At 72.1% G+C, this 23,898-nt stretch carries 19 protein-coding genes and 1 tRNA gene; 11 read left to right on the top strand and 9 right to left on the bottom strand.

The features are described from left to right. Positions 1–86: 86 nt before the first annotated feature. Both OG435_RS18895 and OG435_RS18890 read right to left on the bottom strand, forming a co-directional pair. Complete coding sequence (locus OG435_RS18895) at positions 87–2,639, bottom strand: ABC transporter permease (RefSeq protein WP_266878118.1); 2,553 nt, start codon at positions 2,637–2,639, stop codon at positions 87–89. Between the two features lie 63 nt (positions 2,640–2,702). Further along, the gene (locus tag OG435_RS18890) at positions 2,703–3,467 is read right to left on the bottom strand and encodes an ABC transporter ATP-binding protein (protein ID WP_266881868.1); all 765 of its coding nucleotides are present in this window, start codon (positions 3,465–3,467) and stop codon (positions 2,703–2,705) included. 591 nt (positions 3,468–4,058) lie between these two features. On the opposite strand from OG435_RS18890, the gene OG435_RS18885 reads away from it, so the two are divergent. Further along, a tRNA-Leu gene (locus tag OG435_RS18885) sits at positions 4,059–4,140 on the top strand. A 188-nt stretch (positions 4,141–4,328) separates the two neighbouring features. Next, the gene (locus OG435_RS18880) at positions 4,329–5,192 is read left to right on the top strand and encodes a Bax inhibitor-1/YccA family protein (RefSeq protein ID WP_266878116.1); all 864 of its coding nucleotides are present in this window, start codon (positions 4,329–4,331) and stop codon (positions 5,190–5,192) included. A 125-nt stretch (positions 5,193–5,317) separates the two neighbouring features. Here the strand turns inward: OG435_RS18880 and OG435_RS18875 are convergent, their stop codons facing one another. Further along, positions 5,318–5,548, bottom strand: a complete 231-nt coding sequence (locus OG435_RS18875; RefSeq protein WP_250736957.1) for a DUF4287 domain-containing protein — start codon at positions 5,546–5,548, stop codon at positions 5,318–5,320. A gap of 106 nt (positions 5,549–5,654) precedes the next feature. Here OG435_RS18875 and OG435_RS18870 point away from each other — a divergent pair, with 106 nt between their 5' ends. After that, positions 5,655–6,065 (top strand): hypothetical protein, encoded by a 411-nt coding sequence (locus tag OG435_RS18870; protein WP_266878112.1) that lies wholly within the window; start codon positions 5,655–5,657, stop codon positions 6,063–6,065. A 28-nt stretch (positions 6,066–6,093) separates the two neighbouring features. Here OG435_RS18870 and OG435_RS18865 read toward each other — a convergent pair whose 3' ends face one another. The 3 genes from OG435_RS18865 to OG435_RS18855 form a co-directional block, all read right to left on the bottom strand. Further along, the gene (locus tag OG435_RS18865; RefSeq protein ID WP_266881866.1) at positions 6,094–6,909 is read right to left on the bottom strand and encodes a hypothetical protein; all 816 of its coding nucleotides are present in this window, start codon (positions 6,907–6,909) and stop codon (positions 6,094–6,096) included. A 313-nt stretch (positions 6,910–7,222) separates the two neighbouring features. Beyond that, complete coding sequence (locus OG435_RS18860; RefSeq protein ID WP_266878111.1) at positions 7,223–8,443, bottom strand: acetyl-CoA C-acetyltransferase; 1,221 nt, start codon at positions 8,441–8,443, stop codon at positions 7,223–7,225. 67 nt (positions 8,444–8,510) lie between these two features. Next, positions 8,511–9,614 (bottom strand): SGNH/GDSL hydrolase family protein, encoded by a 1,104-nt coding sequence (locus tag OG435_RS18855; RefSeq protein WP_266878110.1) that lies wholly within the window; start codon positions 9,612–9,614, stop codon positions 8,511–8,513. Positions 9,615–9,781: 167 nt separating this feature from the next. Between OG435_RS18855 and OG435_RS18850 the strand changes: the two genes are divergently transcribed. Then, the gene (locus OG435_RS18850; RefSeq protein ID WP_266881864.1) at positions 9,782–11,167 is read left to right on the top strand and encodes a cystathionine beta-synthase; all 1,386 of its coding nucleotides are present in this window, start codon (positions 9,782–9,784) and stop codon (positions 11,165–11,167) included. A gap of 393 nt (positions 11,168–11,560) precedes the next feature. Here OG435_RS18850 and OG435_RS18845 read toward each other — a convergent pair whose 3' ends face one another. After that, positions 11,561–11,944 carry a hypothetical protein gene (locus OG435_RS18845; protein ID WP_266878108.1) on the bottom strand — a complete coding sequence of 128 codons (384 nt, stop codon included), beginning with the start codon at positions 11,942–11,944 and terminating at the stop codon, positions 11,561–11,563. A 9-nt stretch (positions 11,945–11,953) separates the two neighbouring features. Continuing rightward, complete coding sequence (locus OG435_RS18840) at positions 11,954–13,216, bottom strand: MFS transporter (protein ID WP_266878107.1); 1,263 nt, start codon at positions 13,214–13,216, stop codon at positions 11,954–11,956. A gap of 229 nt (positions 13,217–13,445) precedes the next feature. Here OG435_RS18840 and OG435_RS18835 point away from each other — a divergent pair, with 229 nt between their 5' ends. Continuing rightward, the gene (locus tag OG435_RS18835) at positions 13,446–14,288 is read left to right on the top strand and encodes a MurR/RpiR family transcriptional regulator (protein ID WP_266878105.1); all 843 of its coding nucleotides are present in this window, start codon (positions 13,446–13,448) and stop codon (positions 14,286–14,288) included. Positions 14,289–14,848: 560 nt separating this feature from the next. Here OG435_RS18835 and OG435_RS18830 read toward each other — a convergent pair. Continuing rightward, entirely contained in the window at positions 14,849–16,204 is a 1,356-nt protein-coding gene (locus OG435_RS18830; protein ID WP_266878104.1) for a diaminopimelate decarboxylase, read from the bottom strand. 104 nt (positions 16,205–16,308) lie between these two features. Between OG435_RS18830 and hutU the strand changes: the two genes are divergently transcribed. The 6 genes from hutU (at position 16,309) to OG435_RS18800 (ending at position 23,896) form a co-directional block, all read left to right on the top strand. Then, positions 16,309–17,973 carry a urocanate hydratase gene (gene hutU / locus OG435_RS18825; protein ID WP_266878102.1) on the top strand — a complete coding sequence of 555 codons (1,665 nt, stop codon included), beginning with the start codon at positions 16,309–16,311 and terminating at the stop codon, positions 17,971–17,973. A gap of 44 nt (positions 17,974–18,017) precedes the next feature. Next, on the top strand, positions 18,018–19,223 hold the full coding sequence (locus tag OG435_RS18820; RefSeq protein WP_266881862.1) for an allantoate amidohydrolase: 1,206 nt from the start codon (positions 18,018–18,020) through the stop codon (positions 19,221–19,223). Beyond that, positions 19,199–20,560 carry a formimidoylglutamate deiminase gene (locus tag OG435_RS18815; protein WP_266878100.1) on the top strand — a complete coding sequence of 454 codons (1,362 nt, stop codon included), beginning with the start codon at positions 19,199–19,201 and terminating at the stop codon, positions 20,558–20,560. Before OG435_RS18820 ends, OG435_RS18815 begins: the two co-directional genes overlap by 25 nt. Before the next feature lie 243 nt (positions 20,561–20,803). After that, positions 20,804–21,982: an imidazolonepropionase gene (gene hutI / locus OG435_RS18810; protein WP_266878098.1), complete on the top strand. Its 1,179-nt coding sequence runs from the start codon at positions 20,804–20,806 to the stop codon at positions 21,980–21,982. Between the two features lie 187 nt (positions 21,983–22,169). Further along, positions 22,170–22,829: an LPXTG cell wall anchor domain-containing protein gene (locus tag OG435_RS18805; protein WP_266878097.1), complete on the top strand. Its 660-nt coding sequence runs from the start codon at positions 22,170–22,172 to the stop codon at positions 22,827–22,829. Between the two features lie 17 nt (positions 22,830–22,846). Further along, positions 22,847–23,896 (top strand): hypothetical protein, encoded by a 1,050-nt coding sequence (locus tag OG435_RS18800; RefSeq protein ID WP_266878096.1) that lies wholly within the window; start codon positions 22,847–22,849, stop codon positions 23,894–23,896. Positions 23,897–23,898 lie beyond the last annotated feature (2 nt).

Below are 23,898 nucleotides of genomic sequence, written 5' to 3'. Positions count from 1 at the left end.
CCGGACGCCCGTACGGGCGGTGAAACGGCCGCAGGGCCCCGCGACGGCATGTCGCGGGGCCCTGCGTGCTGTGTACCGGTGCGGTGCTACTCCGTCTTGATCGCGGTCAGCATGTTCAGCCGGGCCGCGCTGCGGGCGGGCCACATGGCCGCCAGGGCGCCGACGATGCCGGCCAGCAGCATGAAGATCGCGACCCGGTCGAAGGGGATGACCAGGGCGTAGTTCGGGATCGAGCCCTTGATGGTCTCGCCGACGGCCCAGGCGATGAAGGTGCCGAGGGCGACACCGATGACCGCGCCGAAGAGCGAGATCACGATGGCTTCCAGCCGGATCATGTTCTTGACCCGGCCGCGGTCCAGGCCGATGGCCCGCAGCATGCCGATCTCCTGCGTCCGCTCGTACACGGACATCGCCAGGGTGTTGACGACGCCGAGGACGGAGATGATCAGCGCCATGGCGAGCAGGCCGTACATAATGTTCAGGGCGGTGTTGATCATGCCGCCCATCTGGTTGCGGATGTCCTGCTGGGTGGCGAAGGTGATCGCCGGGTTCTTGCCGAGGGCGTCGACGAGGGACTGCTCGGCCTTGTCGGAGGGGCCGCCGTCCATCTTGACGAGGACCTCGCGCAGGTACGGCTTCTCGCTGTGCTGGTCGAGGACGCGGGAGTCGATCACGTAGGGGGAGAGCATGCCCTCCATGTCCTTGTAGACCGCGCCGACCTTCAGGTCCGCCTTCTTGTTGTCCGGGAAGGTGACCTTCAGGGGGGAGCCGACCGACAGGCCGTCCGACTTCGCGGTCTTCTCAGCGACGGCCACCTCGCCCTTGGCCAGGCTGGTCAGCTGCCCGCTGAGCACGTCGAAGTTGAGGAGCTGCCCGATGGTCGCCGGGTTGACCCCGGAGACGGAGCGGTAGGTGTCGCCGTCGCCGACCTTGAAGTCGCCGGCCTGCTGCGGGGAGACGGCCTTGACGCCCGGGGCCTTCTCCAGGGCCGGGATCACGGAGGCGTCCAGGCCGCCGAAACTCTCGCCCATGGAGACCGTGTAGTCGGCCCTGAGGTTGTCCGTCGTCATCCGGTCGATGGCCTTGCCCATCGTGATGCCGAGCACGGACAGGGCGGTGACCAGGGTCAGGCCGATGGCCAGCGAGGCGGCGGTGACGGCGGTGCGGCGCGGGTTGCGGACCGCGTTCTGCGCGGCCAGCTTGCCGGCGACGCCGAAGACCTTCTCCAGCAGCGGGCGGACCGCCGCGATGACCGGGCGGGAGAGGGCCGGCAGCAGGACGATGATGCCGATCATCGTGAGGAAGGCGCCGGCGCCGATCAGCATCTTGCCGTCCTTGCCGGTCATCGCGCCGCCGAGGATGGCGAGCAGACCGAGCAGGGTGACGGCGCCGCCGATGCTGTTGCGCAGCACCAGGGACTTCGAGGACGCCGGCAGGTGGGCGCTGCCCATGGCGGCGACCGGGGAGATCTTGGCGGTGCGGCGGGCGGGCAGCCAGGCGGCGACCATCGTGACGACGACGCCGATGACGATCGCGGCGAGGACGGTGACGGGGGCGACGACCAGCGGACCGGCCGGGATCTTGACGTCGAAGGCGTTCATCGCGGAGCGCATGCCGACGGCGAGCCCGACACCGGCGATCAGGCCGATGGCGGAGGAGATCACGCCGACGACCAGGGCCTCGGCCAGGACCGAGCGCTTGACCTGGCCGCGGTTGGCGCCGACGGCGCGCAGCAGGGCCAGTTCCTTGGTGCGCTGGGCGACCAGCATGGTGAAGGTGTTGTAGATCAGGAAGACGCCGACGAAGAGCGAGATCAGCGCGAAGGTCAGCAGCATCTGGTTCATGCTGCTCATGCTGGCCTCGATGTCCTTGGCCTGCTCGGCCGCGAGCGCCGCGCCGGTCTGGGCCTTGGCGTCCTTGCCGACGAGCGGCTTGATCTCGGTGAGCAGCTGGTCGGCGGAGGTGCCGGCCTTGGCGCTGACCGCGAGCTCGTCGTAGAAGCCCGGCTCCAGGTAGAGCTGCTGGGCGGTGGGGGTGTCGAACAGGACGAGCGAGCCGCCCGCGTTGACCGCGCCGTCCTCGGTGGTGAAGACGCCGGCGAGCGTGTACTCCTTGGCCGGGCCGTTGTCGGCCACCCGGACCTTGTCGCCCACCTTGTACTTGCCGCGCTTGGCCGTCTCCTTGTCGAGGGCGATCTCGCCGGCCTTGGCCGGGCCGTTGCCCTCGGTGAAGGTGTAGCGGGGGTCCTTGCCGTCCTTGAGGGGGACGAAGTTGGCGCCGGTGTTGGACCAGCCGTTGCCGATCAGCTTGCCGTCCTGGTCACCCACGGCGGCGAAGCCGTGGACGCGGCCGGAGACGGAGTCGACGCCGCCGAGGGCCTTGACCTTGTCGACGGTCTTCTGGCTGATGCCCGGCTCGCCCTCCTTGACGCCCTCGTCGTTGCGGGGGGCGCCGTAGGAGGTGACCGAGACGGCGACGCCGTCGAAGCTCTTGGCGGACTGGTTCGACATCGCCTTGCCGACGGTGTCGGTGAAGACGAGCGTGCCGGAGACGAAGGCGACGCCGAGGACGACGGCGAGCACCGTCATCAGCAGCCGGGCCTTGTGCGCGAGCACGTTGCGCAGGGCGGTACGGAACATGGTGGAGGAGTCCAGGTCTAAGGGGTCAGCGGGGGCGGACGGCTACGAGGGGGTGCGCGTCCCTCAGCTGGTGCGGCCCTTGGCGTCGAAGGCCTTCATGCGGTCGAGCACGCCGTCCGCGGTGGGCTGGATCATCTCGTCGACGATGCGGCCGTCGGCGAGGAAGATGACGCGGTCCGCGTAGGAGGCGGCGACCGGGTCGTGCGTGACCATGACGACGGTCTGGCCGAGCTCGCGCACGGAGTTGCGCAGGAAGCCGAGGACTTCGGCGCCGGAGCGCGAGTCGAGGTTTCCGGTGGGCTCGTCGCCGAAGATGATCTCGGGGCGGGAGGCCAGGGCGCGGGCCACGGCCACGCGCTGCTGCTGGCCGCCGGACAGCTGGGTGGGGCGGTGGGAGAGGCGGTCGGAGAGGCCGACCATGCTGATCACCGCGTCCAGCCACTGCTGGTCGGGCTTGCGGCCGGCGATGTCCATGGGGAGCGTGATGTTCTCCAGGGCCGTCAGGGTCGGCAGCAGGTTGAAGGCCTGGAAGATGAAGCCGATCTTGTCCCGGCGCAGCTGCGTCAGCTGCTTGTCCTTCAGGGTGGACAGCTCGGTCTCGCCGATGCGGACGGACCCGGCGGAGAAGGTGTCCAGGCCGGCGACGCAGTGCATCAGCGTGGACTTGCCGGAACCGGAGGGGCCCATGATCGCGGTGAACTGGCCCTGCGCGAAGTCCACGGAGACGTTGTCCAGGGCGACCACCTGCGTCTCGCCCTGGCCGTACACCTTGGAGAGGCCGGTGGCGCGCGCGGCGACGGCCTGGGTGGTGTGCGGGGCGAAGTTCATGGTGGTCACGGGGGCGACTCCTGTCGGGGGCGGGGCATGCGGACCGGGCTCACGGCCCGCGGTCGGCGGGACACCTCCATCCTCGTGGCGCCCACCCCCGCTCCGGATCAGCCGTGATGCCCCTTCTCCGGTCCACCGGAGACTGACCACGGAGGGCCCCGCCTCCTCCTTTGGTATGACAGCGGCCCCGGGCACGCGTGAGGGACGGCGCCCCGAGCGATGAGGGACGGTGCCCCGAGCGGTGAGGGACGGTGCCCCGAGCGGCGCCCCGAGCGGAGGCGCAACCGGAGCGGAACGGGGCGCGGAACGGGACGTGGCACAGGCCCCGGAAGGGACCACAACCGGAGCGGGCCCGAGGGGGTGGCGCACGGGGTGGCGTGCGGGGTGGCGCGGGGCCATCGAAATTCCGTCAATCCCGTGGCGGCCATGATCGACGCCCGGAACGTGCCGACCGCGCCTTCTGTCCCCTGACGGGCCATCAATCACCAATAAAATCAGACAACATCGGCGAGATGCCCAGGTGGGGGCGCAAGTGTTCCGGATAGGCTCGGCGCAGCGTTCAAGGCTTTTCCTACGGGGCCGCCACGCCCTGCCCGGATGGTGGAATGCAGACACGGCGAGCTTAAACCTCGCTGACCCTCGGGTCGTGCCGGTTCAAGTCCGGCTTCGGGCACGATGAAGTTGATGTTCCGTTTCAGGCCGGAACACGCGGAGGGCGGGGGCGCCACGGGTACCCCCGCCAGTCCCGCCCGGCGGGCCCCGTACCCGAGGGAAAGATCCTCCTCCAGCAGTAGGGCGATTCCTTTGCGTTCGCATTACTCTTGACTCCAAGGCCGCGCACGGTGGCCATGGAGGAGTGAGATGAGGAGCAGCAACCCGGTCTTCTCGCGACGGGGGTTCAGCCGCGACAACGGTGCTTATGCGGGCTTCGGCACGCAGCAGCCCCAGGCCCAGGCCGGGACCGCCACCAACCCGTACGCGACCAACCCCTACGCGACCGACCCGGCCACGGGTATGCCGCAGGCGCCGGTCCGCGGCAACGCGATGACCATCGACGACGTCGTGAGCCGCACGGCTCTGACGCTCGGCACGGTCATCCTGACGGCGGCGATCTCCTGGATCGCGCTTCCGGTCGACCCGGCCAACATCAACACGTCGTACGGCATCGCCATCGGCGCCGCGCTCATCGCGTTCGTCTTCGCGATGATCCAGTCGTTCAAGGCCAAGCCCGTCCCGGCGCTGATCCTGGCGTACGCGGCCTTCGAGGGCGTCTTCCTCGGCGTCATCAGCTCGGCCGTCAGCACTTACATCGACGCCGGCCCCAGCACGGTCGTCCAGGCCGTCATGGGCACGATGTGCGTCTTCGCCGGCGTGCTGTTCGCGTACAAGATGCGCTGGATCAGGGTGAACCGGCGCTTCGTCGGCTTCGTGATGGCCGCCGCCGTGGGCTTCATGCTCCTGATGGTCGTCAACCTGCTGTTCTCCGTCTTCGCGGGCGGCGACGGCCTCGGCTTCCGCAGCGGCCCCCTGGGCATCCTGTTCGGCGTCATCGGCATCCTCCTCGGTGCCGCCTTCCTCGCCATGGACTTCAAGATGGTCGAGGACGGCGTGGCCTACGGCGCCCCCCGCGAGGAGTCCTGGCTGGCGGCCTTCGGCCTCACCATGACCCTGGTGTGGATCTACATGGAGATGCTGCGCCTGATCTCCATCCTCAAGGGTGACTAGTAGCGCCACCCACTGAGCAGAGGAAGGCCCCGCGAGCACACGCTCGCGGGGCCTTCCCGCATGTCGGGGGTCAGCGGATCGGGTGATCGGGGGATCGGGGGCTACGGACGGGGGCAGGGGCCGGCTCAGCCGAACTTGCGGGCGGCCCTGCGCAGGTCGTACTCGTGGATGATCGCCTTGGCCTGGCCGTACGACAGCTCGTGCGCGCCGAGCAGCCAGCTGACCTTCTCTTCGAACCGGACGAGGGAGGGGCCGTCGTCCACGGCCCGGAGCCAGTCGGAGAGTTCACGACCGGTGGTCTGGGGGATTCTGTCGATCATGTTGCGGTGGGTCTGTTCGGAGAACTCGACGGACATGGGCGCCTCCGGGGGTTTCGCCGTGCTGTGCTGTTCTCTTCACGCCACCGTGCCGGAGAGTTCGGCCGTTGGCAATGGCGCCGGGGCGGCGCGTAAGGTCGGCCGGGTGCTCGATACCTCACCCTTGACCGCCGCCGTGGAACGTTTCGCCGACCGGCTGCGGGCCGCGCCGCAGAGCAGGCTCCAGCAGGGCGCCGCCGAGGTGGCGCTGGACCTGGCCCGGGAGCTCTCGCTGCGCGCGCAGCGGCTGGAGGCGGCGGCCGCAGACGGTACGGCCGCCGGGGACGGCGCGGGGGCGGCTCCGGCGCGGACGATGCCCGACGCCGGCATCTTCGTCGTCGGGGACCAGCTGGCCGTGGCCGGACTGGACCTCGCCGAGGCCCTGCACGGCGCCGTGGGCGGCCCCGGGAGTGCGCCCGGGAGTGCGCCCGGCCCGGACGCGGCGAAGGCCCCGTCCGAGGTGCTGGACGAGGCCGTTCGGCTGGTCGATCAGGCGGAAGCCAGGGCGCTGCGGTGAATCAGGGTGCTGTGCTGAATCAGGGTGCTCAGAGCGATGCGATGACGCGGTCGGCGAGGATGTAGACGTTGCTGTCCGGGTCCTCGGAGTCTCCGCAGGAGAAGGTCAGGGCGTAGGCGCCGGAGATGCCCGAGCCGCCCAGCAGGACCGGTGCGCTGCCCGAGCGCAGGGCGTCGGCGAGCCGCTCGGCGGTCTCCCGGTGTCCCGGGGTCATGCAGAGCGTGGTGCCGTCGGTGAAGACGTACACGTCCAGGGTGCCCAGCGGGCCGGGGCGGACGTCCGCGAGGGCCGTACGGGCCTCCGCGAGCTCCTCCAGGCGGTTGACCGTGCGCTCGTGGTCGGCGCCGGGGTGCGAGGCCTGCACGGGGACGAAGTCCGGGTGCGAGGGGTGGCGCCGGCGGGCTGCGGCCAGCTCGGCCGAGTCCTCCGGGTACCCCTGGTAGTCCTCGGCGTCGTCGCCCAGCAGCGGCTCCAGGCCGACCATGTCCGCCTGCCGGGGCAGGAAGACGGGGCTCTCCTCGCCGAGGCCGGACAGGCCGCCCAGCAGCGAGGGGGCGTCGGCGGCGTCACGCGCCTCCTGAGCGGCCCAGAAGGCACGCGCCTCGGCGAGCTCGCGCTCGCGCTCCTCGGCGAGGGCCTCGGCCACGGCGGCTCGTATCTCGGCGGCGGGGGACTCCACGGCGCTGCGGGCGTGCGGAACGGTGGCGGCGCCGCCACGGGGGTGCGAAACCGTCAGCTCACCGCGCAGTGCGGTGACCTGCTTGCGCAGGCCGTGGACGGCGTGCAGCGCAGCAGCGCCGACGGCCGTGGCAGCGGCCGTGGTCAGCAGTAGGGCAAGAGACATGGCGCTCACTGACTAACTCCTGATTGATTCGATCCCCCGACTTCCTACATCAGCTTGTCCTGACCTGGGAATGGCTTGCAGTGCATTACGTCATGAATTGGACAGGTCTTTCGTCCCAGGAGCCCCACCCGAACCAGGTCTGACCTGGGAAAACAATGATCCCCCAGGACTAAGGTCACATCCTGGGGGACATTTGGTCACAGAATGGCCGCGACAGGATTAGATTCGGTGTCAGTACGGCGCAAGGGATCAAGCGGATCCCTTGCGGCGTCTGACCTCGGCTCTTGATCCCGACGGCCCCGCTCGCGGCGGACTAGCTGAGACGCTCGATGATCATGGCCATGCCCTGACCGCCGCCGACGCACATGGTTTCGAGTCCGAACTGCTTGTCGTGGAACTGCAGGCTGTTGATCAGCGTGCCGGTGATGCGCGCGCCGGTCATCCCGAACGGGTGACCGATGGCGATGGCCCCGCCGTTGACGTTCAGCTTCTCCAGCGGGATCTCCAGGTCCCGGTAGGAGGGGATCACCTGGGCCGCGAAGGCCTCGTTGATCTCGAACAGGTCGATGTCGCCGACGGTCAGGCCCGCCCGCTTCAGTGCCTGCTTGGAGGCCTCGACCGGGCCCAGGCCCATGATCTCGGGGGAGAGGCCGGTGACGCCGGTGGAGACGATCCGGGCCAGCGGGGTCAGGCCCAGCTCGCGCGCCTTGGTGTCGCTCATGACGACCAGCGCGGCGGCGCCGTCGTTCAGCGGGCAGCAGTTGCCGGCCGTGATCAGGCCGTCGGGGCGGAAGACCGGCTTGAGCCCCTGGACGGCCTCCAGGGTGACCCCGGCGCGCGGGCCGTCGTCCTGGGAGACGACGGTGCCGTCCGGGGTGGTGACCGGGGTGATCTCGCGGGCCCAGAAGCCGTTCTTGATGGCTTCCTCGGCCAGGTTCTGCGAGCGCACGCCGAACTCGTCCATGTCGGCGCGGGTCACGCCCTTGAGCCGGGCCAGGTTCTCCGCGGTCTGCCCCATCCCGATGTACGCGTCGGGGGTGCGGCCGTCCTCGCGCGGGTCGTGCCAGGAGGACCCGGTGGACTCGGCGACCTCCTTGGTGCGGGCCTCGGACTCGGCGAAGAGCGGGTTGTGGGTGCCCGGGATGCCGTCGGAGGAGCCGTTCACGGACCGGGAGACCATCTCGACGCCCGCGGAGATGAAGACGTCGCCCTCGCCCGCCTTGATGGCGTGCAGCGCCATCCGGGAGGTCTGCAGCGAGGAGGCGCAGTAGCGGGTGATCGTGGTCGCGGGCAGGTGGTCCATGCCCATCTGCACCGCGACGATCCGGCCGAGGTTGTGGCCCTGCTCGCCGCCCGGCAGACCGCAGCCCAGCATCAGGTCGTCGATCTCGCGCGGGTCCAGCCCGGGGACCTTGGCGAGGGCGGCCTGGATGACCGTGGCGGTCAGGTCGTCCGGGCGGACGTCCTTGAGGGATCCCTTGAAAGCGCGCCCGATCGGCGAACGGGCGGTGGAAACGATGACGGCTTCGGGCATCGGGGCTCCAAGGGAAGTGGTGTCGTACCGGGACCGCATGCGAAGTTACCGCCCCGTACCGTCGAGGTCACTGCCCTTGCGATGTGACTCCGGTCGCTCTGGGCGATCCCGCCGGGCCGGTCGCCCCGCCGTTCCCCGCACCGGTCGCCGCGCCGTTCGGCGCCGCTCCTCCAGTCTGCTCCGCCTGTCCCGTGAGGTCCTCGCCCGGCACCCGGCGCCTGCGCCGGTACTTGAGCAGCGCCCACGCGCCGCGGGCCCCGGTCACCTCCGTGCCGGCCTGGCCCGCCGCCGCCGAGGCGGCCTTGGCCAGCGGGAGCATGTCCTCGTTGCGCGAGACGTCCAGCCGGTCCGACTCGGGCCAGACGCCGAGGGCCGCGCACAGGGTGGGCAGTATGGCCATCGCCGCGGTCGCGTACCCCTCGGCCGACGGGTGGTAGGAGTCCGGTCCGAACATTTCGCGGGGGTTCGCCGCGAACTCCGTCCCCATCAGGTCGCCGATCGAGACGGTACGGGCGCCCAGCGCGAGCACCCCGATCGTCTGGGCGGCCGCGAGCTGGCGCGAGACCCGGCGGGCCAGCCACCGCAGCGGCTGGTAGACCGGCTCGATGGTGCCGAGGTCCGGGCAGGTGCCCACCACCACCTCGGAGCCCGCGAGCCGCAGCCGGCGTACGGCCGCGGTCAGCAGCCGCACCGACTGGGTGGGCGGCATCCGGCGGGTCACGTCATTGGCGCCGATCATGATCACGCACACGTCGGGGGGCGGGGCGTCGCCGTCCAGCAGGAGACCCGTCTGGCGGTCCAGGTCGTCCGACATGGCGCCCGAAAGGGCGACGTTGCGCAGCTCGACCGGCCGCTCGGCCACCGCCGCCAGCCCCGAGGCCAGCAGGGCGCCCGGAGTCTGCCGGGCCCGCCGCACCCCCAGCCCGGCGGCCGTGGAATCGCCCAGCACGCCGAACCGCAGCGGGCCCGGACTCAGCTCGGGTCCGCCGAACTCGCTCCCGTACAGCCCGTCCGCGCGCGGCGGATCCGGGAGGCCGGTGCCGACCGTCCGTTTCGCGAACTGCATTTCCGCGACCACCAGCCCGACCGCGGCGGCCCCGACGAGCCCGAGCCCGCCACCGCCGTACGCCGCCCCCGCCGCGATGCGGCGGGCCGTCCTCGCCCTGGACACCCTTCAAGCCACCTTCTCGGTCCTTGGCCGGATCCCTGCGCCGTGCCTGCTCGACCCTGCCGTCCTGTTGACCTTCCTGCCCCGTACGGACGGTCGGTCAATCCCTTTCCGCATAGTCTGGCGGTGCCTCCCGGAGAACCCGTGGAGTCCCCTCCTTGGAGAACATGGTGCAATTCCACGACTCGATGATCAGCCTCGTCGGCAACACCCCGCTGGTGAAGCTCAACCGTGTGACCGAAGGCCTGCAGGCCACCGTCCTTGCCAAGGTCGAGTACTTCAACCCCGGCGGATCCGCGAAGGACCGGATCGCCGTCAGGATGATCGAGGCCGCCGAACAGAGCGGAGCACTCAAGCCCGGCGGCACCATCGTGGAGCCCACGAGCGGCAACACGGGTGTAGGACTCGCCATCGTGGCCCAGCAGAAGGGCTACAAGTGCATCTTCGTCTGCCCCGACAAGGTCTCGACTGACAAGATCAACGTCATGCGCGCGTACGGCGCCGAGGTCGTGGTCTGCCCGACCGCCGTCGACCCCGAGCACCCGGACTCGTACTACAACGTGTCCGACCGCCTCGTGCGCGAGACCCCGGGAGCCTGGAAGCCCGACCAGTACAGCAACCCGAACAACCCGCGCTCGCACTACGAGACCACCGGCCCCGAGCTCTGGGAGCAGACGGACGGGAAGATCACCCACTTCGTCGCGGGCGTCGGCACGGGCGGCACGATCTCGGGCACCGGGCGCTACCTCAAGGAGGCCTCCGACGGCCGCGTGAAGGTCATCGGCGCGGACCCCGAGGGCTCGGTCTACTCCGGAGGCTCCGGCCGTCCGTACCTCGTCGAGGGCGTCGGCGAGGACTTCTGGCCGACCGCCTACGACGCGGAGGTGGCCGACGAGATCATCGCGGTGTCCGACAAGGACTCCTTCCAGATGACCCGCCGCCTCGCGAAGGAGGAGGGCCTGCTGGTCGGCGGCTCCTGCGGCATGGCGGTCGTCGCCGCGCTGAAGGCGGCCGAGGGCCTCGGCCCGGACGACGTGGTCGTCGTCCTGCTCCCGGACAGCGGGCGCGGCTACATCAGCAAGATCTTCAACGACGAGTGGATGGCCGGACACGGCTTCCTCGAGGACGCGGGCCCCTCCGCCCGCATCCGCGACGTGCTCGCGGACAAGGCGGGCGGCATCCCCTCGCTGGTCCACATGCACCCCGAGGAGACCGTCGGGGAGGCCATCGAGGTGCTGCGCGAGTACGGCGTCTCGCAGATGCCGATCGTCAAGCCGGGCGCCGGCCACCCCGACGTGATGGCGGCCGAGGTCATCGGCTCCGTGGTCGAGAAGGAGCTGCTGGCGGCCCTGTTCGCGGGCGGCGCGTCCCTCGGTGACCCGCTGGAGAAGCACATGAGCGCGCCGCTGCCGCAGGTCGGCTCGGGCGAGCCGGTCTCCGAGCTGATGGCGGTGCTCGGCGAGGCCGACGCGGCGATCGTGCTGGTCGAGGGCAAGCCGACCGGTGTGGTGAGCCGTCAGGACCTGCTGGCGTTCCTGGCCAAGGGCGCCAAGTAGCCCGCAGGGGTCGGCGTTCGCGTGCGCGTACCGGTACGCGTACCGGTACGCGCACGAGTAGGTGTACGGGTCCGCGCGCGGGCGACGCGCAAACGGTACGGGCCCGACACGTGACGGCAGCACCGGCTTAACACGACTCCGGCACAGTGGTGGTTGTCGGCAGGGAAGCCCGGGAGACCGGGACCCGGCCGGCACCACGAACGGCGTCGGCGCACCTCCGGAGCGGCTCCCGGACCGCGTTGGACGCCACGGACGCGCGGACGGCCCTGACCCGGCCCGTGTCCTGCGCGGGGACCGCCGTCGTCCCGCCCCCGGGAAACCGGGGTGCGGCGGTCCCCGCGCATAAACATGTGCGCGGGCGCCCCGTCGGCCCTGCCGCCCCCCGCCCGGCCGTCAGCTCAGCTGATCGGTACCGCGCTCGCCTCGGTGGCGGAAGAACTTCGCCGCGTGGACGTAGTTGACGCCCAGGATGCCGAGCCAGACCACGATCAGGCCGCTGAGACGGGCCTGTGCGGCGCCGATCGCGGAGAGCGGGATCGCCAGCACCAGGGTGATGATCGCGAAGCCGAAGCGCTCGCCGAAGTTGCCGTCCGGGGAGTCGGAGCCGGTCCGGGTGCCGCGGGCGGCGGAGAGCCGCTCCTCCGCGAGGCGCCGGCGGACCTGCGTGTCGACCTTCTCCACGAACGAGTCCACCAGCGCGGCCTCGTACTCCGCCCCCAGCTCCCGCCGGGCGTCCAGCGTGGCGGCGAATTCCTTCTTCAGCTCTTGGGACTCCATCCCGCCACCCTAGGAAACGCCGTCCTCGACGGCACTGGGGCTAGCCCCCGTATCGCGCCGTACGAGCCCGCGGACGGGGCGGACGAGGAGGAGGGCCAAGGCGCAGCCGAGGCCGATCGCGGCGCCCGTCATCAGGAGCGGGCGGACGCCGAAGAGGGCGCTCGCCGGGCCCGAGAGGACCTGGCCGAGGGGGATGGCGAGGATCGAACCGCCCACCTCGTACGCGGTCACCCGGTTGAGCCGGTCCTCGGGGATCTGGGTCTGCATCGTGGTGGACCACTGGACGCCCCAGAACGCCCAGCCCACGCCACTGATCGCGTAGCCGAGCATGAGCAGCGGCAGGGCCGGTACCAGGGCCGCGGCCAGCGGCATCATCGGGAACAGGAACATCGCGACGCCGCCGCCGAGCAGCGGGCGGGCCGGGCGGACCCGGAGCGCGACGAGGCCGCCCAGGACGCAGCCGGCCCCGAAGGCGCCCTCCGCGTAGCCGAAGGCGGCCTTGCCGTGCTCGGCGATGATCGAGGCCGCGCCGAGCGGGGTGAGCGGGCCCCAGACGAAGACCCCGAGCACCCACCAGATCAGGATCACCGCCCACAGCCAGGACCGGGAGCGGAACTCGTGCCAGCCCTCGCGCAGGTTCGTGAGCATGGACTGCGAGTGGTCGGGTGCGAAGCGGGGGAGGCGCAGCGCGAGCAGGCAGACCCCGCTGATGGCGAAGGTGGCGGCGTCGATCACGAACACCCAGGCCGTGGAGGTGGCGGCGACGAGGACACCGGCGAGCGCCGGCCCGGCCATCGTGGCCATCCCCTGACTCACCCGCAGCACCCCGTTGGCCTGGGTGGGGGCGGTGGAGACCTGGGGGACGAGGCTGGAGGTGCCCGGCTGGAACATCGCGGTCGCGATGCCACCGAGGACCGATCCGCCGATGACGAACCACAGGGTGGGGTGGCCGAGCCAGAGGTAGACGGCGAAGGAGCCCTGCGCCACGCAGCGGACCGCGTCGGCGCCGATCATCTGCGGCAGGGGGTGGAAGCGGTCGGCGATCACCCCGCCGAACACGATGAAGAGGGCGAAGGACCCCATCCAGGCGCCCAGCGCGTACCCGATGCCGCTCACCCCGTAGCCGAGCGAGATCATGGCGACGGCCAGGGCGACCGGCATCATCATGTCGCCCAGCATCGACACGATGCGGGCGGTGAAGAACAGGCCGAAGTTCCTGGTCCACAGGCGGGTTCCGGGCCGGGGCGTGGCGGAAACGGACGAAGACACCATGGGGGCCGATTCACTTGAAGTCGGTGGGAGGTTGGCCGGTCGGATCCCGGTGGCCGGCCCTTGAGGATCAAGCGCCGGCGGCGGACCGGTCAAGCGAATTGATGAGGGGTTCGAGACGGCTTCCGGTGGGTTTCGGAAGGTCTCGGATCGCGGGATCGGCTTGCCGTCCTGCATAGCCGCATGCAGAGTGCTCGGTGACTGAATATCTCGTCGGACGGAGGGGAACGGGATGAACGAGAGCCCTGCGGCCCGGCTGCAGAAGCTGTTCGAGGGGCACCGGCTGACGCCCACGCAGCGGCGCATCGCGCACTGCATGGTGCGCGGGGCGGCCGAGGTGCCGTTCCTGTCGAGCGTGGAGCTCGCCGAGCTGGCCGGGGTGAGCCAGCCGTCGGTGACCCGGTTCGCGGTGGCGCTGGGCTTCGACGGCTATCCCGCGCTGCGTCGGCACCTGCGGGAAGTGGCCCCCGCCGAGCGGGCTGGCGGCGGGGAGGAGGACGCGTACAACGAGTACCAGCAGGCCGTTCAGGGCGAGATCGAGAACCTGCGGCAGCTCTCCGCGATGCTCGCCGATCCGGAGCCGGTGCGCGAGGCGGGCCGGCTGCTGGCCGGGTCGAGCCCGCTGCCCGTCCTGGGGCTGCGCGCGGCGTCCTCGCAGGCGCGCGGGTTCGCGTACTTCGCCGCGAAGGTCCATCCGGACGTACGGCTCCTCGACGAGGGCGGCTCGATGCTCGCCGACCGGCTCGACGCGGCGGCGGGGGCGGGGGCCTCGGCCCTGCTGTGCTTTGCGCTGCCGCGCCATCCGAAGGAGGTCGCGGAGGCTCTGGAGCACGCGCGGGGGGCCGGGCTGACCGTGGTCACGGTCGCCGATTCGGCCTTCGCGCCGGTGGCCCGCCACTCCGACCTGCTGATCCCGGCGCCCGTCGGCACGGGCCTGGCCTTCGACACGGCGTGCGCGCCGATGTTGCTGGGGCGGGTGCTGCTGGAGGCGATGGCGGATGCGCTGCCGGATGCGCAGGCTCGGCTGGAGGCGTTTGACGCGGGGGCGGCGGCGCGGGGGCTGTTCGTGGAGTAGCCGGCGGTTGCCGGGTCCCGGTCTCAGGGCCCTTGCGCCTCAAGCGCCGGCGGGGCTGGGGGTGGCCTGTGCGGCGGGTTGGCTGCGTCTGGGGGCCGGTGCCGGGGGCGGGGTGGGGTGTTGGCCTGGACTGCATGATTTAGGCGCCCTGTCCCCGACTTTCGACAGGGCGCGGCTTCTTTGTGCGCCACAAATCACGCTTTACGTCCCGGCCAACACCCCACCCCGCCCCCGTCCCCGGCCCTGGCCCCGCAGCCCCCGACTCCGGCCGGGGGAGACAGTTCAGTCCCAGCTCGGGGGCATTCGGTCCCGGCCGGGGGACCTTTGGCCCCGGCCGGGGTTTGGCTTTTCAGCCGTCCGGCGTTTGAGGACCGGGGTCTGGGGCGGAGCCCCAGGGGGTCCGGGCGGAGCCCGGGGACCTTCTCCAGCCTCGCCGGCGTTTGAGGCGCGGGTCCGGGCGGAGCCCGGGGAACGGTGGAAGGGCGGGTAGGGGACAAGCCCCGCGCAGCGGCAAAGGTCGCAGCGGGGAGGGGTGTGCCGCGGGGGGCGAACCGGCCCCGTCAGAGGAGGGCGTCGGGGGTGGCTGCGCCCGCTTCCGCGGGGATTGAGGTCAGGGGCTGCGCCGCCCGGGCCAGGGTGAAGCGGACCCCGGAGGCGTCCACGGCGAAGCCGTGCACCGCCGGGCGGGGCAGGCTGTTGTAGCCGTAGTGCGCGGTGAAGGCGTACGCCCCCGTGTCGGGCACGCAGACCAGGTCCCCCGGGGCCAGCAGGGGCAGCTCCCGTGCGGAGGCGAGCAGGTCGCCCGCGAAGCAGGCGGGCCCGGCGATGTCCTGGGCGACGGGCGGCCCCGTCAGCGGCGCCCCCTTCGCGGAGTAGGGGAGGATGCGCAGCGGCCAGGCCGCCGGGGCGTACACCGTGCGGGTGGCCAGTTGGACCCCCGCGTGCGTGAGCGCGATGGCCCGGCCGCCGGTGGTCTTCGTGTACTCCACCCGGGAGAGGACCAGCCCGTGTTTGGCCGTCAGGGACCGGCCGAACTCCGTGACCAGCCCGTACGCCCCTGAGAAGAGCCCGGGGACGGCCGAGCGCAGCGCGCTCGCGTACTGCGCGTAGGTGGGGGTGGTGGTGTCCGAGGTGAAGTTCACCGGCAGCCCGCCGCCGATGTCCAGGGTGTCGACCTGCCGCCGCCCGGCCGCCGCGTTGATCTCCTCGGCCAGTGCGTACAGCTCCCGTACTCCTTCGGCGATCAGGGGGAGCGGAACCCCCTGGGAGCCCGAGTGGGTGTGCAGCCGGGTGAGCCACGGCCGGTCCAGGTAGGCCCGTACGAGCCATGCGCGCGCGCCCGGATCGCGCAGCGCGATGCCGAACTTCGAGGTGGCCGTGGCGGTGGAGAGGGCGTCGATGGTGCCCGCGCCGGTCTGCGGGTTGATCCGTACGCCGATCGGGGAGGTGGAGGCGGTGGAGGCCGTCGCGACGAGGGCGTCGAGCCGTTCCAGCTCCTGGCGGTTGTCGGCGTTCACCGCCACCCCCAGGGCGAGGGCTTCGCGCAGCTCGGCGGCCGTTTTCGCGGGGGAGTCCAGGACGATGTGCTCCGGCGCGACCCCGGCCGCGCGGGCCAGGGCCAGTTCGCCGGGGCTGGCCACCTCGCAGCCCAGTCCGGCGTCGGCGAGCAGCCGCAGGACGGGGACGAGCGGGGCCGCCTTGACGGCGAAGGCGTGCAGGACGGGGGTGCCGGGGGCGAGGGCCCGGGCGAAGGCGCTGGTCAGGGCGGCGGCGGAGGCGCGGATGCCGGCCGTGTCGAGCAGGCAGACGAGGGGGGTGTCCTCGTCGATCAGGCCTTGTTCGACGGCGGCCCGTACGGCCAGGTCCCGTCGCCCGGCGGAATCCGCGACGGCGTGCGCGTGTGCGTCGGCTGCCATGTTCGCCATCCCATCATCCGGCGCGTCCGCGCGCAGCTGTTGACTGAACCTATTCAGGGGGCCAGGATGTGAATAGATAGACCAACAATGGAGGAGGCACCGCCATGTCAGGACCCCGCCCCGTACGTGCCGCGCGAGGTACCGAGCTGAGCACCCTGGGATGGCAGCAGGAGGCCGCCCTGCGGATGCTCCAGAACAACCTCGACCCCGAGGTCGCCGAGCACCCCGACAAGCTCGTCGTCTACGGCGGCACCGGCAAGGCGGCCCGCGACTGGCGCTCGTACGACGCCATGGTCCGCACCCTCCAGACCCTCAAGCAGGACGAGACGATGCTCGTCCAGTCCGGCCGCCCGGTCGGCGTCATGCAGACCCACGAGTGGGCACCGCGCGTGCTCCTCGCGAACTCCAACCTGGTCGGTGACTGGGCCAACTGGGAGGAGTTCCGCCGCCTGGAGAACCTGGGCCTGACCATGTACGGCCAGATGACGGCCGGTTCGTGGATCTACATCGGCACCCAGGGGATTTTGCAGGGTACGTACGAGACCTTCGCCGCCGTTGCGGCGAAGAAGTTCAACGGGACGCTGGCCGGCACCATCACCCTCACCGCCGGTCTCGGCGGCATGGGCGGCGCCCAGCCGCTGGCCGTGACGATGAACGACGGCGTCGCCATCTGCATCGACGTGGACCCGCGCGCCATCGACCGCCGCATCGAGCACCGCTACCTGGACGTCAAGGCGAACGACCTGCGGCACGCGCTGCAGCTCGCCGTCGAGGCGCGCGACGCCCGCAAGCCGCTCTCCATCGGCCTGCTCGGCAACGCCGCCGACCTGCTGCCGCAGATGCTGGCCGAGGGCGCCCCGATCGACATCGTGACTGACCAGACCTCGGCCCACGACCCGCTCGCGTACCTCCCCGTGGGCGTCGAGTTCGACGACATGGCCGACTACGCGGCCAAGGACCCGGCGGGCTTCACCACCCGCGCCCGCGAGTCCATGGCCACGCACGTCGAGGCCATGGTGGGCTTCATGGACGCGGGCGCCGAGGTCTTCGACTACGGCAACTCCATCCGCGGCGAGGCCCAGCTGGCCGGCTACGACCGCGCCTTCGCCTTCCCCGGCTTCGTCCCCGCCTACATCCGCCCCCTCTTCTGCGAGGGCAAGGGCCCCTTCCGCTGGGCGGCGCTGTCCGGCGAGGCCTCGGACATCCACAAGACCGACAAGGCGATGCTGGAGCTGTTCCCGGAGAACGAGTCCCTGCACCGCTGGATCAAGATGGCCGGCGAGCGCGTCCACTTCCAGGGACTGCCCGCCCGCATCTGCTGGCTCGGCTACGGCGAGCGCGACAAGGCCGGCGAGCGCTTCAACGAGATGGTGGCCGACGGCACCCTCGCCGCACCGCTGGTGATCGGCCGCGACCACCTCGACTGCGGTTCGGTGGCCTCCCCGTACCGCGAGACCGAGGCCATGCTCGACGGCTCCGACGCGATCGCCGACTGGCCGCTGCTCAACGCCATGGTCAACGTGGCCTCCGGCGCGTCCTGGGTCTCCATCCACCACGGCGGCGGCGTCGGCATGGGCCGCTCCATCCACGCGGGCCAGGTCACGGTCGCCGACGGCACGAAGCTCGCCGGCGAGAAGATCCGCCGTGTGCTGACCAACGACCCGGGCATGGGCGTCATCCGCCACGTCGACGCCGGCTACGACATCGCCGAGACGGTCGCCGACGAGCGCGGCGTCCGCATCCCGATGCGCGAGGGCGACGACGCGTGAGCGAGGCCGTCGAAGGCACCGCCGCCGGAGCCTCGTTCCACTCCATGTGGGCCGAGCTCCGGCCCATCGGCCGCCACGCGGAGTCCGGCGGCTACCGGCGCTACGCCTGGACCGGCGCGGACGCCGACTGCCGGACCTGGTTCCAGGCGGAAGCCGAAAAGCGCGGGCTCGCCTACGAGACCGACCGCAACGGCAACCAGTGGGCCTGGCTCGGCGACCCCGAAGCCGGTGACGCCGTCGTCACCGGCTCCCACCTGGACTCCGTCCCCGACGGCGGAGCCTTCGACGGCCCCCTCGGGGTGGTGTCCTCCTTCGCGGCCCTGGACGAACTCCGCAGGAGGGGAGCGGAGTTCTCCCGGCCCCTGGCCATCACCAACTTCGGCGACGAGGAAGGGGCCCGCTTCGGCCTCGCCTGCGTCGGCTCCCGGCTGGCCGCCGGGCAGCTGACCAAGGAGAAGGCGTACGCGCTCCGCGACGCGGACGGCATCAGCCTGCCGGCCGCCATGGAGGCGGCCGGCTACGACCCCGAGACCATCGGCGCCGACCCCGAACGCCTCGCCCGCATCGGCGCCTTCGTCGAACTGCACGTGGAACAGGGCCGGGCCCTGGACCTGTCCGGGGACCGGGTCGGCATCGCCTCCGCGATCTGGCCGCACGGCCGCTGGCGCTTCGACTTCCGGGGCGAGGCCAACCACGCCGGCACCACCCGGCTGGCCGACCGCCGCGACCCGATGCTCACGTACGCGCAGACCGTGCTCGCGGCCCGCGCCGAGGCGGCCCTCGCCGGGGCCGTGGCCACCTTCGGGAAGATCTCCGTCGAACCCAACGGGGTCAACGCCATCCCTTCGCTCGTCCGCGGCTGGCTCGACTCCCGCGCCGCCGACCAGGCGTCCCTCGACACGGTCGTGACCGCGATCGAGAAGGCCGCCCGCGAGCGCGCGGACGCGGAGGGGATCGACCTGGACGTGGTCCGGGAGTCCTTCACCCCGGTCGTCGAGTTCGAGCACGCCCTGCGCGAGGAGATGAACCGGATCCTCGGCGGAGCCGTCCCCGTGCTCGGCACGGGCGCGGGACACGACGCCGGAATCCTCTCGGCGGCCGTCCCGACCGCCATGCTGTTCGTACGCAACCCCACCGGGGTCTCGCACTCCCCGCGGGAGTTCGCCGCCGAGGACGACTGCGTGGCGGGCGTCCTCGCCCTCGCCGACGTACTGGAAGGCCTGGCATGCGGTTCAAGGGGCACGAGTTGAAGACGTACTGGCTGGAGCACGCCTGGCTCGGCACCCATGTCGAGCCGGGCGTGGCCCTGGACGTAGCGGACGACGGGCGGATCTCCGCCCTGCGGACCGGTCCCGGGTACGAGACCCCGCCCCCGGGAGCGGAGGTCCTGCGCGGCCTGACGGTCCCGGGCCTGGCCAACGCGCACAGCCACGCCTTCCACCGGGCCCTGCGCTCGACCGTGCAGGTCGGCTCGGGCACCTTCTGGACCTGGCGCGACTTCATGTACAAGGTCGCCCAGAACCTCACCCCGGACAGCTACTTCGCGCTCGCCCGCGCCGTCTACGCCGAGATGGCGCTGGCCGGCATCACCGCGGTGGGCGAGTTCCACTACGTCCACCACGCCCCCGGCGGAGCCCCGTACGCCGACCCCAACGCCATGGGCGAGGCGCTGATCGCGGCCGCCGCCGAGGCCGGCATCCGCATCACGCTCCTCGACACGGCGTACCTGTCGTCGGGCTTCGGGAAGGCCCCCGAACCCCACCAGCTGCGCTTTTCCGACTCCACCGCGGACGCCTGGGCCGAGCGGGTCTCGGCGCTCAAGCCCCGCGAGCACGCCCTGATCGGCGCCGCGATCCACTCGGTCCGCGCGGTACCCGCGGGGCAGCTCGCCACCGTCGCCGCCTGGGCGTCCGAACGGCGGGCCCCGCTGCACGTCCACCTTTCGGAGCAGACCGCCGAGAACGACGCCTGCCTGGCGGCCCACGGCCGCACCCCGACCCAACTGCTCGCCGACCACGGGGTGCTCGGCCCGCGCACCACCGGGGTGCACAACACGCACCTCACCGATGCCGACATCGCGCTCCTCGGCTCCACCACCACCGGCACCTGCATGTGCCCCACCACCGAACGCGACCTCGCCGACGGCATCGGCCCGGCCGTACGCCTCCAGCGCGCGGGCAGTCCGCTCTCGCTGGGCAGCGACAGCCATGCCGTGATCGACCTGCTCGAAGAGGCACGGGCGATGGAACTGAACGAGCGCCTGAGCAGCCGTACGCGCGGCCACTGGACGGCGAACGCGCTGCTCACCGCCGCCACGGAGGACGGGCACGCGGCGCTCGGCTGGTCGCAGGCGGGCCGCCTGGAGGCGGGGGCCCTCGCGGACTTCACCACCATCGCCCTGGACTCCGTCCGCACGGCGGGCGCGCTGCCCCGCCTCGGCGCGGAGACGGCGGTGTTCGCCGCCTCCGCGGCGGACGTCCGCCACACGGTCGTGGCCGGCCGCCACATCGTCCGCGACGGTGCCCACACCCTGGTCGAGGACGTCCCGACGGCCCTGGCCACCACCATCGCCGCCCTCCGCGGCTGACGTCTCCGCCCAACGTCTCCGCCTGCGGCGGGCCTCCCCCCCACCCCGCCCCTTCCCGAAACCGGGGCCTGGCGGCCCCGGCCCCCGCCCCGGGGCTCCGCCCCGGACCCGGCGGGGGCTCCGCCCCCGAACCCCGTTTGAGCGCACCGGGCGCGCAGCGCCCGGAACGGGGTCCGGGGCGGAGCCCCGGTTTCGGGAAGGGGCGGGGTGGGGGAACGAAACCACTCGACCACCCGAGGACTCATGACCACCACCGTCATCACCAACATCGGCAGCCTCGTCACCAACGACCCCGCCCTCGGCGACGGCACCCCCCTCGGCCTCATCCAGAACGCGGCCGTCGTCATCGAGGACGACAAGATCGCCTGGGTCGGCGCAGCCACCCACGCCCCGGCGGCGGACGAGACCCACGACGCCCAGGGCCGGTCCGCGATCCCCGGCTTCGTCGACTCCCACTCCCACCTCGTCTTCGCGGGCGACCGCACCGCCGAGTTCAACGCCCGCATGTCCGGCCGCAGCTACTCCGCCGGAGGCATCCGCACCACCGTCGCCGCCACCCGCGCCGCCTCCGACGCCGCGCTCGAAGCGAACCTGGTGCGCCACCTCCACGAGGCCCGCCGCCAGGGCACCACCACCTTCGAGACCAAGTCCGGCTACGGCCTCACGGTCCAGGACGAGGCACGAGCACTCCGCATCGCCGCCGCGTACACCGAGGAGGTCACCTACCTCGGCGCGCACATCGTCTCCCCGGACTACGCCGACGACCCGGCGGGCTATGTGGACCTCGTCACGGGCGAGATGCTGACCGCCTGCGCCCCGTACGCCCGCTGGGTGGACGTGTTCTGCGAGAAGGGCGCCTTCGACGGCGACCAGGCCCGGGCGATCCTCACCGCCGGCGCCGCCGCCGGGCTGATCCCGCGCGTCCACGCCAACCAGCTCTCCCACGGCCCCGGCGTACAGCTCGCCGTCGAGCTGGAGGCGGCCTCCGCCGACCACTGCACCCACCTCACCGACGCCGATGTCGACGCCCTCGCCCAGGCGTCCGGTACCACCGTGGCCACCCTGCTGCCCGGCGCCGAGTTCTCCACCCGCGCGCAGTGGCCCGACGCCCGCCGGCTCCTCGACGCGGGGGTCACCGTGGCGCTGTCGACCGACTGCAACCCCGGCTCCTCCTACACGAGTTCGATGCCGTTCTGCATCGCCCTCGCCGTCCGCGACATGGGGATGACGCCGGACGAGGCCCTGTGGGCGGCCACCGCCGGTGGCGCCCGCGCCCTGCGCCGCGCCGACATCGGCATCCTGACTCCCGGCGCCCGCGCGGACCTGGCCCTGCTCGACGCCCCCAGCCACGTCCACCTCGCCTACCGGCCGGGTGTCCCGCTGGTGTCGGCCGTCTGGCAGAAGGGCCTCAAGACGGCCTGAAACAGTCGGGATCCGGACGCCGTCGGTCGCCTCCGGGGGCGGATCGCGGCCCATCGCGGCCTGTGGACGGGCTGTTGATACGGCGCTGTCCTTTGTCTTCCCTCCGTAAGGCCCCGGGGCTACCTTGAGCCACCAATCTGATGTGCCGTCAGTAACTTGTGGCCCAAGGTTCGAGGGGAAGACGAAGGTGTCCGACCGGAAACGTTCCACCGCGCTCGCGCTGGCCTCCGCGCTGGCGGGGGCGGCGGTACTGCTGGCCGCCCCCGCAGCCCATGCGGCCGTCGTCGACGTCCAGTACGACTGCAAGACCCCCATCGGCCCCAAATCGGCGGTGTCGCCGATCGAGATCAAAGGAGTCAAGGAGGGCAGCGGGTACAAGCTGACGATGTCCTTCCAGAAGGGCGTCTCCTCCAGCCCCATCGAGCTCGGCAAGGGCGCGATGACGCCCAGCGCCGTGATCGTGGTCGACGGCGCGGAGAAGGTGTCGGTGCCGGTCTCAGGGCCGCCCAACCCCGAGGCCATTCCGGCCAACACCCCCATCAAGATCAGCGACCTCTCGGGCACGTACACGCCCAAGAAGTCCGGCAAGGTCACCCTCACCGCGGGCGTGCTCACGATCAAGGCGATGGGTACGACCACCACCTGCACCCCGGGCAACAGCCCCAAGCCCTCGCTCGAACTCGACGCGACGGGCTCGGGCGGCGACACCACCACCGGGGACAGCCTCCCGCAGACCGGTCCCGAGGACTCCGCCATCGCCCTCGGAACCCTCGGCGCCACCGTGATCCTCTCCGGCGCCGCCGGCGTGCTCTGGCTGACCCGGCGCGGCCAGCGGGCCCGGTCCTGAACGGAGCGCACCCGGTCATGCCCGTGCTCCACTCGCCCCGAAGGTCCGGCGGGCTCCTCCTCGCCACCGTCGCCGCCGCGATCGTCGCCGCGCTCCCCTGCGCGGTGGCGGCCCCGGCCGCCGCCGACGGGCCCGGCTGGACCGCCGAGCCCGTCGCCGGGAGCGCGCCCGCGGCGGCGAAGGCCGGGGCCCGCCCGTACTTCGCCCGCCCGTTCTTCTACGCCGCGGGGAACTCCGGCACCGTGCTGGAGGACCGCCTCGCCCTGGCCAACACCAGCGACCAGGAGCACACCATCACCCTGCGCGGCGCCGACGCCTACAACACGGCGGCCGGCGCCTTCGCCGTGCGCAGCGCCAAAGAGTCGACCGGCGCGGGCCTGTGGATCAGCTTCGGCGCGGCCACCACGGTCAAGGTCCCGGCGCACACCCGCGCCGTGGTCCCCTTCACCGTCACCGTGCCGCCCGGCTCCCCGCCCGGGGACCACCCGGCCGCCGTCGTCGCCACCGAGTCCGGCCGCGAGGTGGGCGTACGGGTCCACCTGCGCGTCGGTGGCCCCGCGCTGGCGGCGCTCACGGTCGAGGACGTGGCCGTACGGGGCAAGGGCGCGACCGCGCGCGTCGCGTACACGCTGGTCAACCGGGGCAACGTGGCCCTCGCCCCCGAGCTCGCCATCAGCGCCGACGGCGCCCTCGGCAAGGTCGCGGGCCGCAGCGTGCGCGCCCTGCCCGTCGAGGTGCTGCCCGGTCAGCGCGTCGAGCTGACCGAACCCTGGCCCGGCGCGCCCGTGTTCGACCGGGTCGCCCTGACCCTCACCGTCACGGCCCCGGGCGGCGCCCGCGCCACGGGGAGCACCTCGGCGTGGTTCGTGCCCTGGGGTATCGCGGGCACCACCGGCCTCGGGGTGCTGGGCCTCGGCGGCGTCGCGACGGCCTCGCTGCTCCTCGTACGCAAGCGGCGGATCCGCTCCGGCGGGTCCGGACCGGGCACCGGGCCCGCGCCGCACGGGAGCGCCGTACCCGAAGAAGCCCCAGCGCCGGAACACGAACTGACGGGAGCACCCAGGTGAGC

Source organism: Streptomyces sp. NBC_01264 (assembly GCF_026340675.1).
Classification (GTDB): domain Bacteria; phylum Actinomycetota; class Actinomycetes; order Streptomycetales; family Streptomycetaceae; genus Streptomyces.
Note: the sequence above shows the minus strand (reverse complement) of the source record. Positions and strands in the feature narration are given on the sequence as shown.

Bases quoted from the DNA above. Each gene is read 5' to 3' on its own strand.
- OG435_RS18895 (WP_266878118.1), bottom strand. From the start codon at position 2,639: ATGTTCCGTACCGCCCTGCGCAACGTGCTCGCGCACAAGGCCCGGCTG.
- OG435_RS18890 (WP_266881868.1), bottom strand. From the start codon at position 3,467: ATGAACTTCGCCCCGCACACCACCCAGGCCGTCGCCGCGCGCGCCACC.
- OG435_RS18880 (WP_266878116.1), top strand. From the start codon at position 4,329: ATGAGGAGCAGCAACCCGGTCTTCTCGCGACGGGGGTTCAGCCGCGAC.
- OG435_RS18875 (WP_250736957.1), bottom strand. From the start codon at position 5,548: ATGTCCGTCGAGTTCTCCGAACAGACCCACCGCAACATGATCGACAGA.
- OG435_RS18865 (WP_266881866.1), bottom strand. From the start codon at position 6,909: ATGTCTCTTGCCCTACTGCTGACCACGGCCGCTGCCACGGCCGTCGGC.
- OG435_RS18860 (WP_266878111.1), bottom strand. From the start codon at position 8,443: ATGCCCGAAGCCGTCATCGTTTCCACCGCCCGTTCGCCGATCGGGCGC.
- OG435_RS18845 (WP_266878108.1), bottom strand. From the start codon at position 11,944: ATGGAGTCCCAAGAGCTGAAGAAGGAATTCGCCGCCACGCTGGACGCC.
- OG435_RS18840 (WP_266878107.1), bottom strand. From the start codon at position 13,216: ATGGTGTCTTCGTCCGTTTCCGCCACGCCCCGGCCCGGAACCCGCCTG.
- OG435_RS18835 (WP_266878105.1), top strand. From the start codon at position 13,446: ATGAACGAGAGCCCTGCGGCCCGGCTGCAGAAGCTGTTCGAGGGGCAC.
- OG435_RS18830 (WP_266878104.1), bottom strand. From the start codon at position 16,204: ATGGCAGCCGACGCACACGCGCACGCCGTCGCGGATTCCGCCGGGCGA.
- hutU (WP_266878102.1), top strand. From the start codon at position 16,309: ATGTCAGGACCCCGCCCCGTACGTGCCGCGCGAGGTACCGAGCTGAGC.
- OG435_RS18820 (WP_266881862.1), top strand. From the start codon at position 18,018: ATGTGGGCCGAGCTCCGGCCCATCGGCCGCCACGCGGAGTCCGGCGGC.
- OG435_RS18815 (WP_266878100.1), top strand. From the start codon at position 19,199: ATGCGGTTCAAGGGGCACGAGTTGAAGACGTACTGGCTGGAGCACGCC.
- hutI (WP_266878098.1), top strand. From the start codon at position 20,804: ATGACCACCACCGTCATCACCAACATCGGCAGCCTCGTCACCAACGAC.
- OG435_RS18800 (WP_266878096.1), top strand. From the start codon at position 22,847: ATGCCCGTGCTCCACTCGCCCCGAAGGTCCGGCGGGCTCCTCCTCGCC.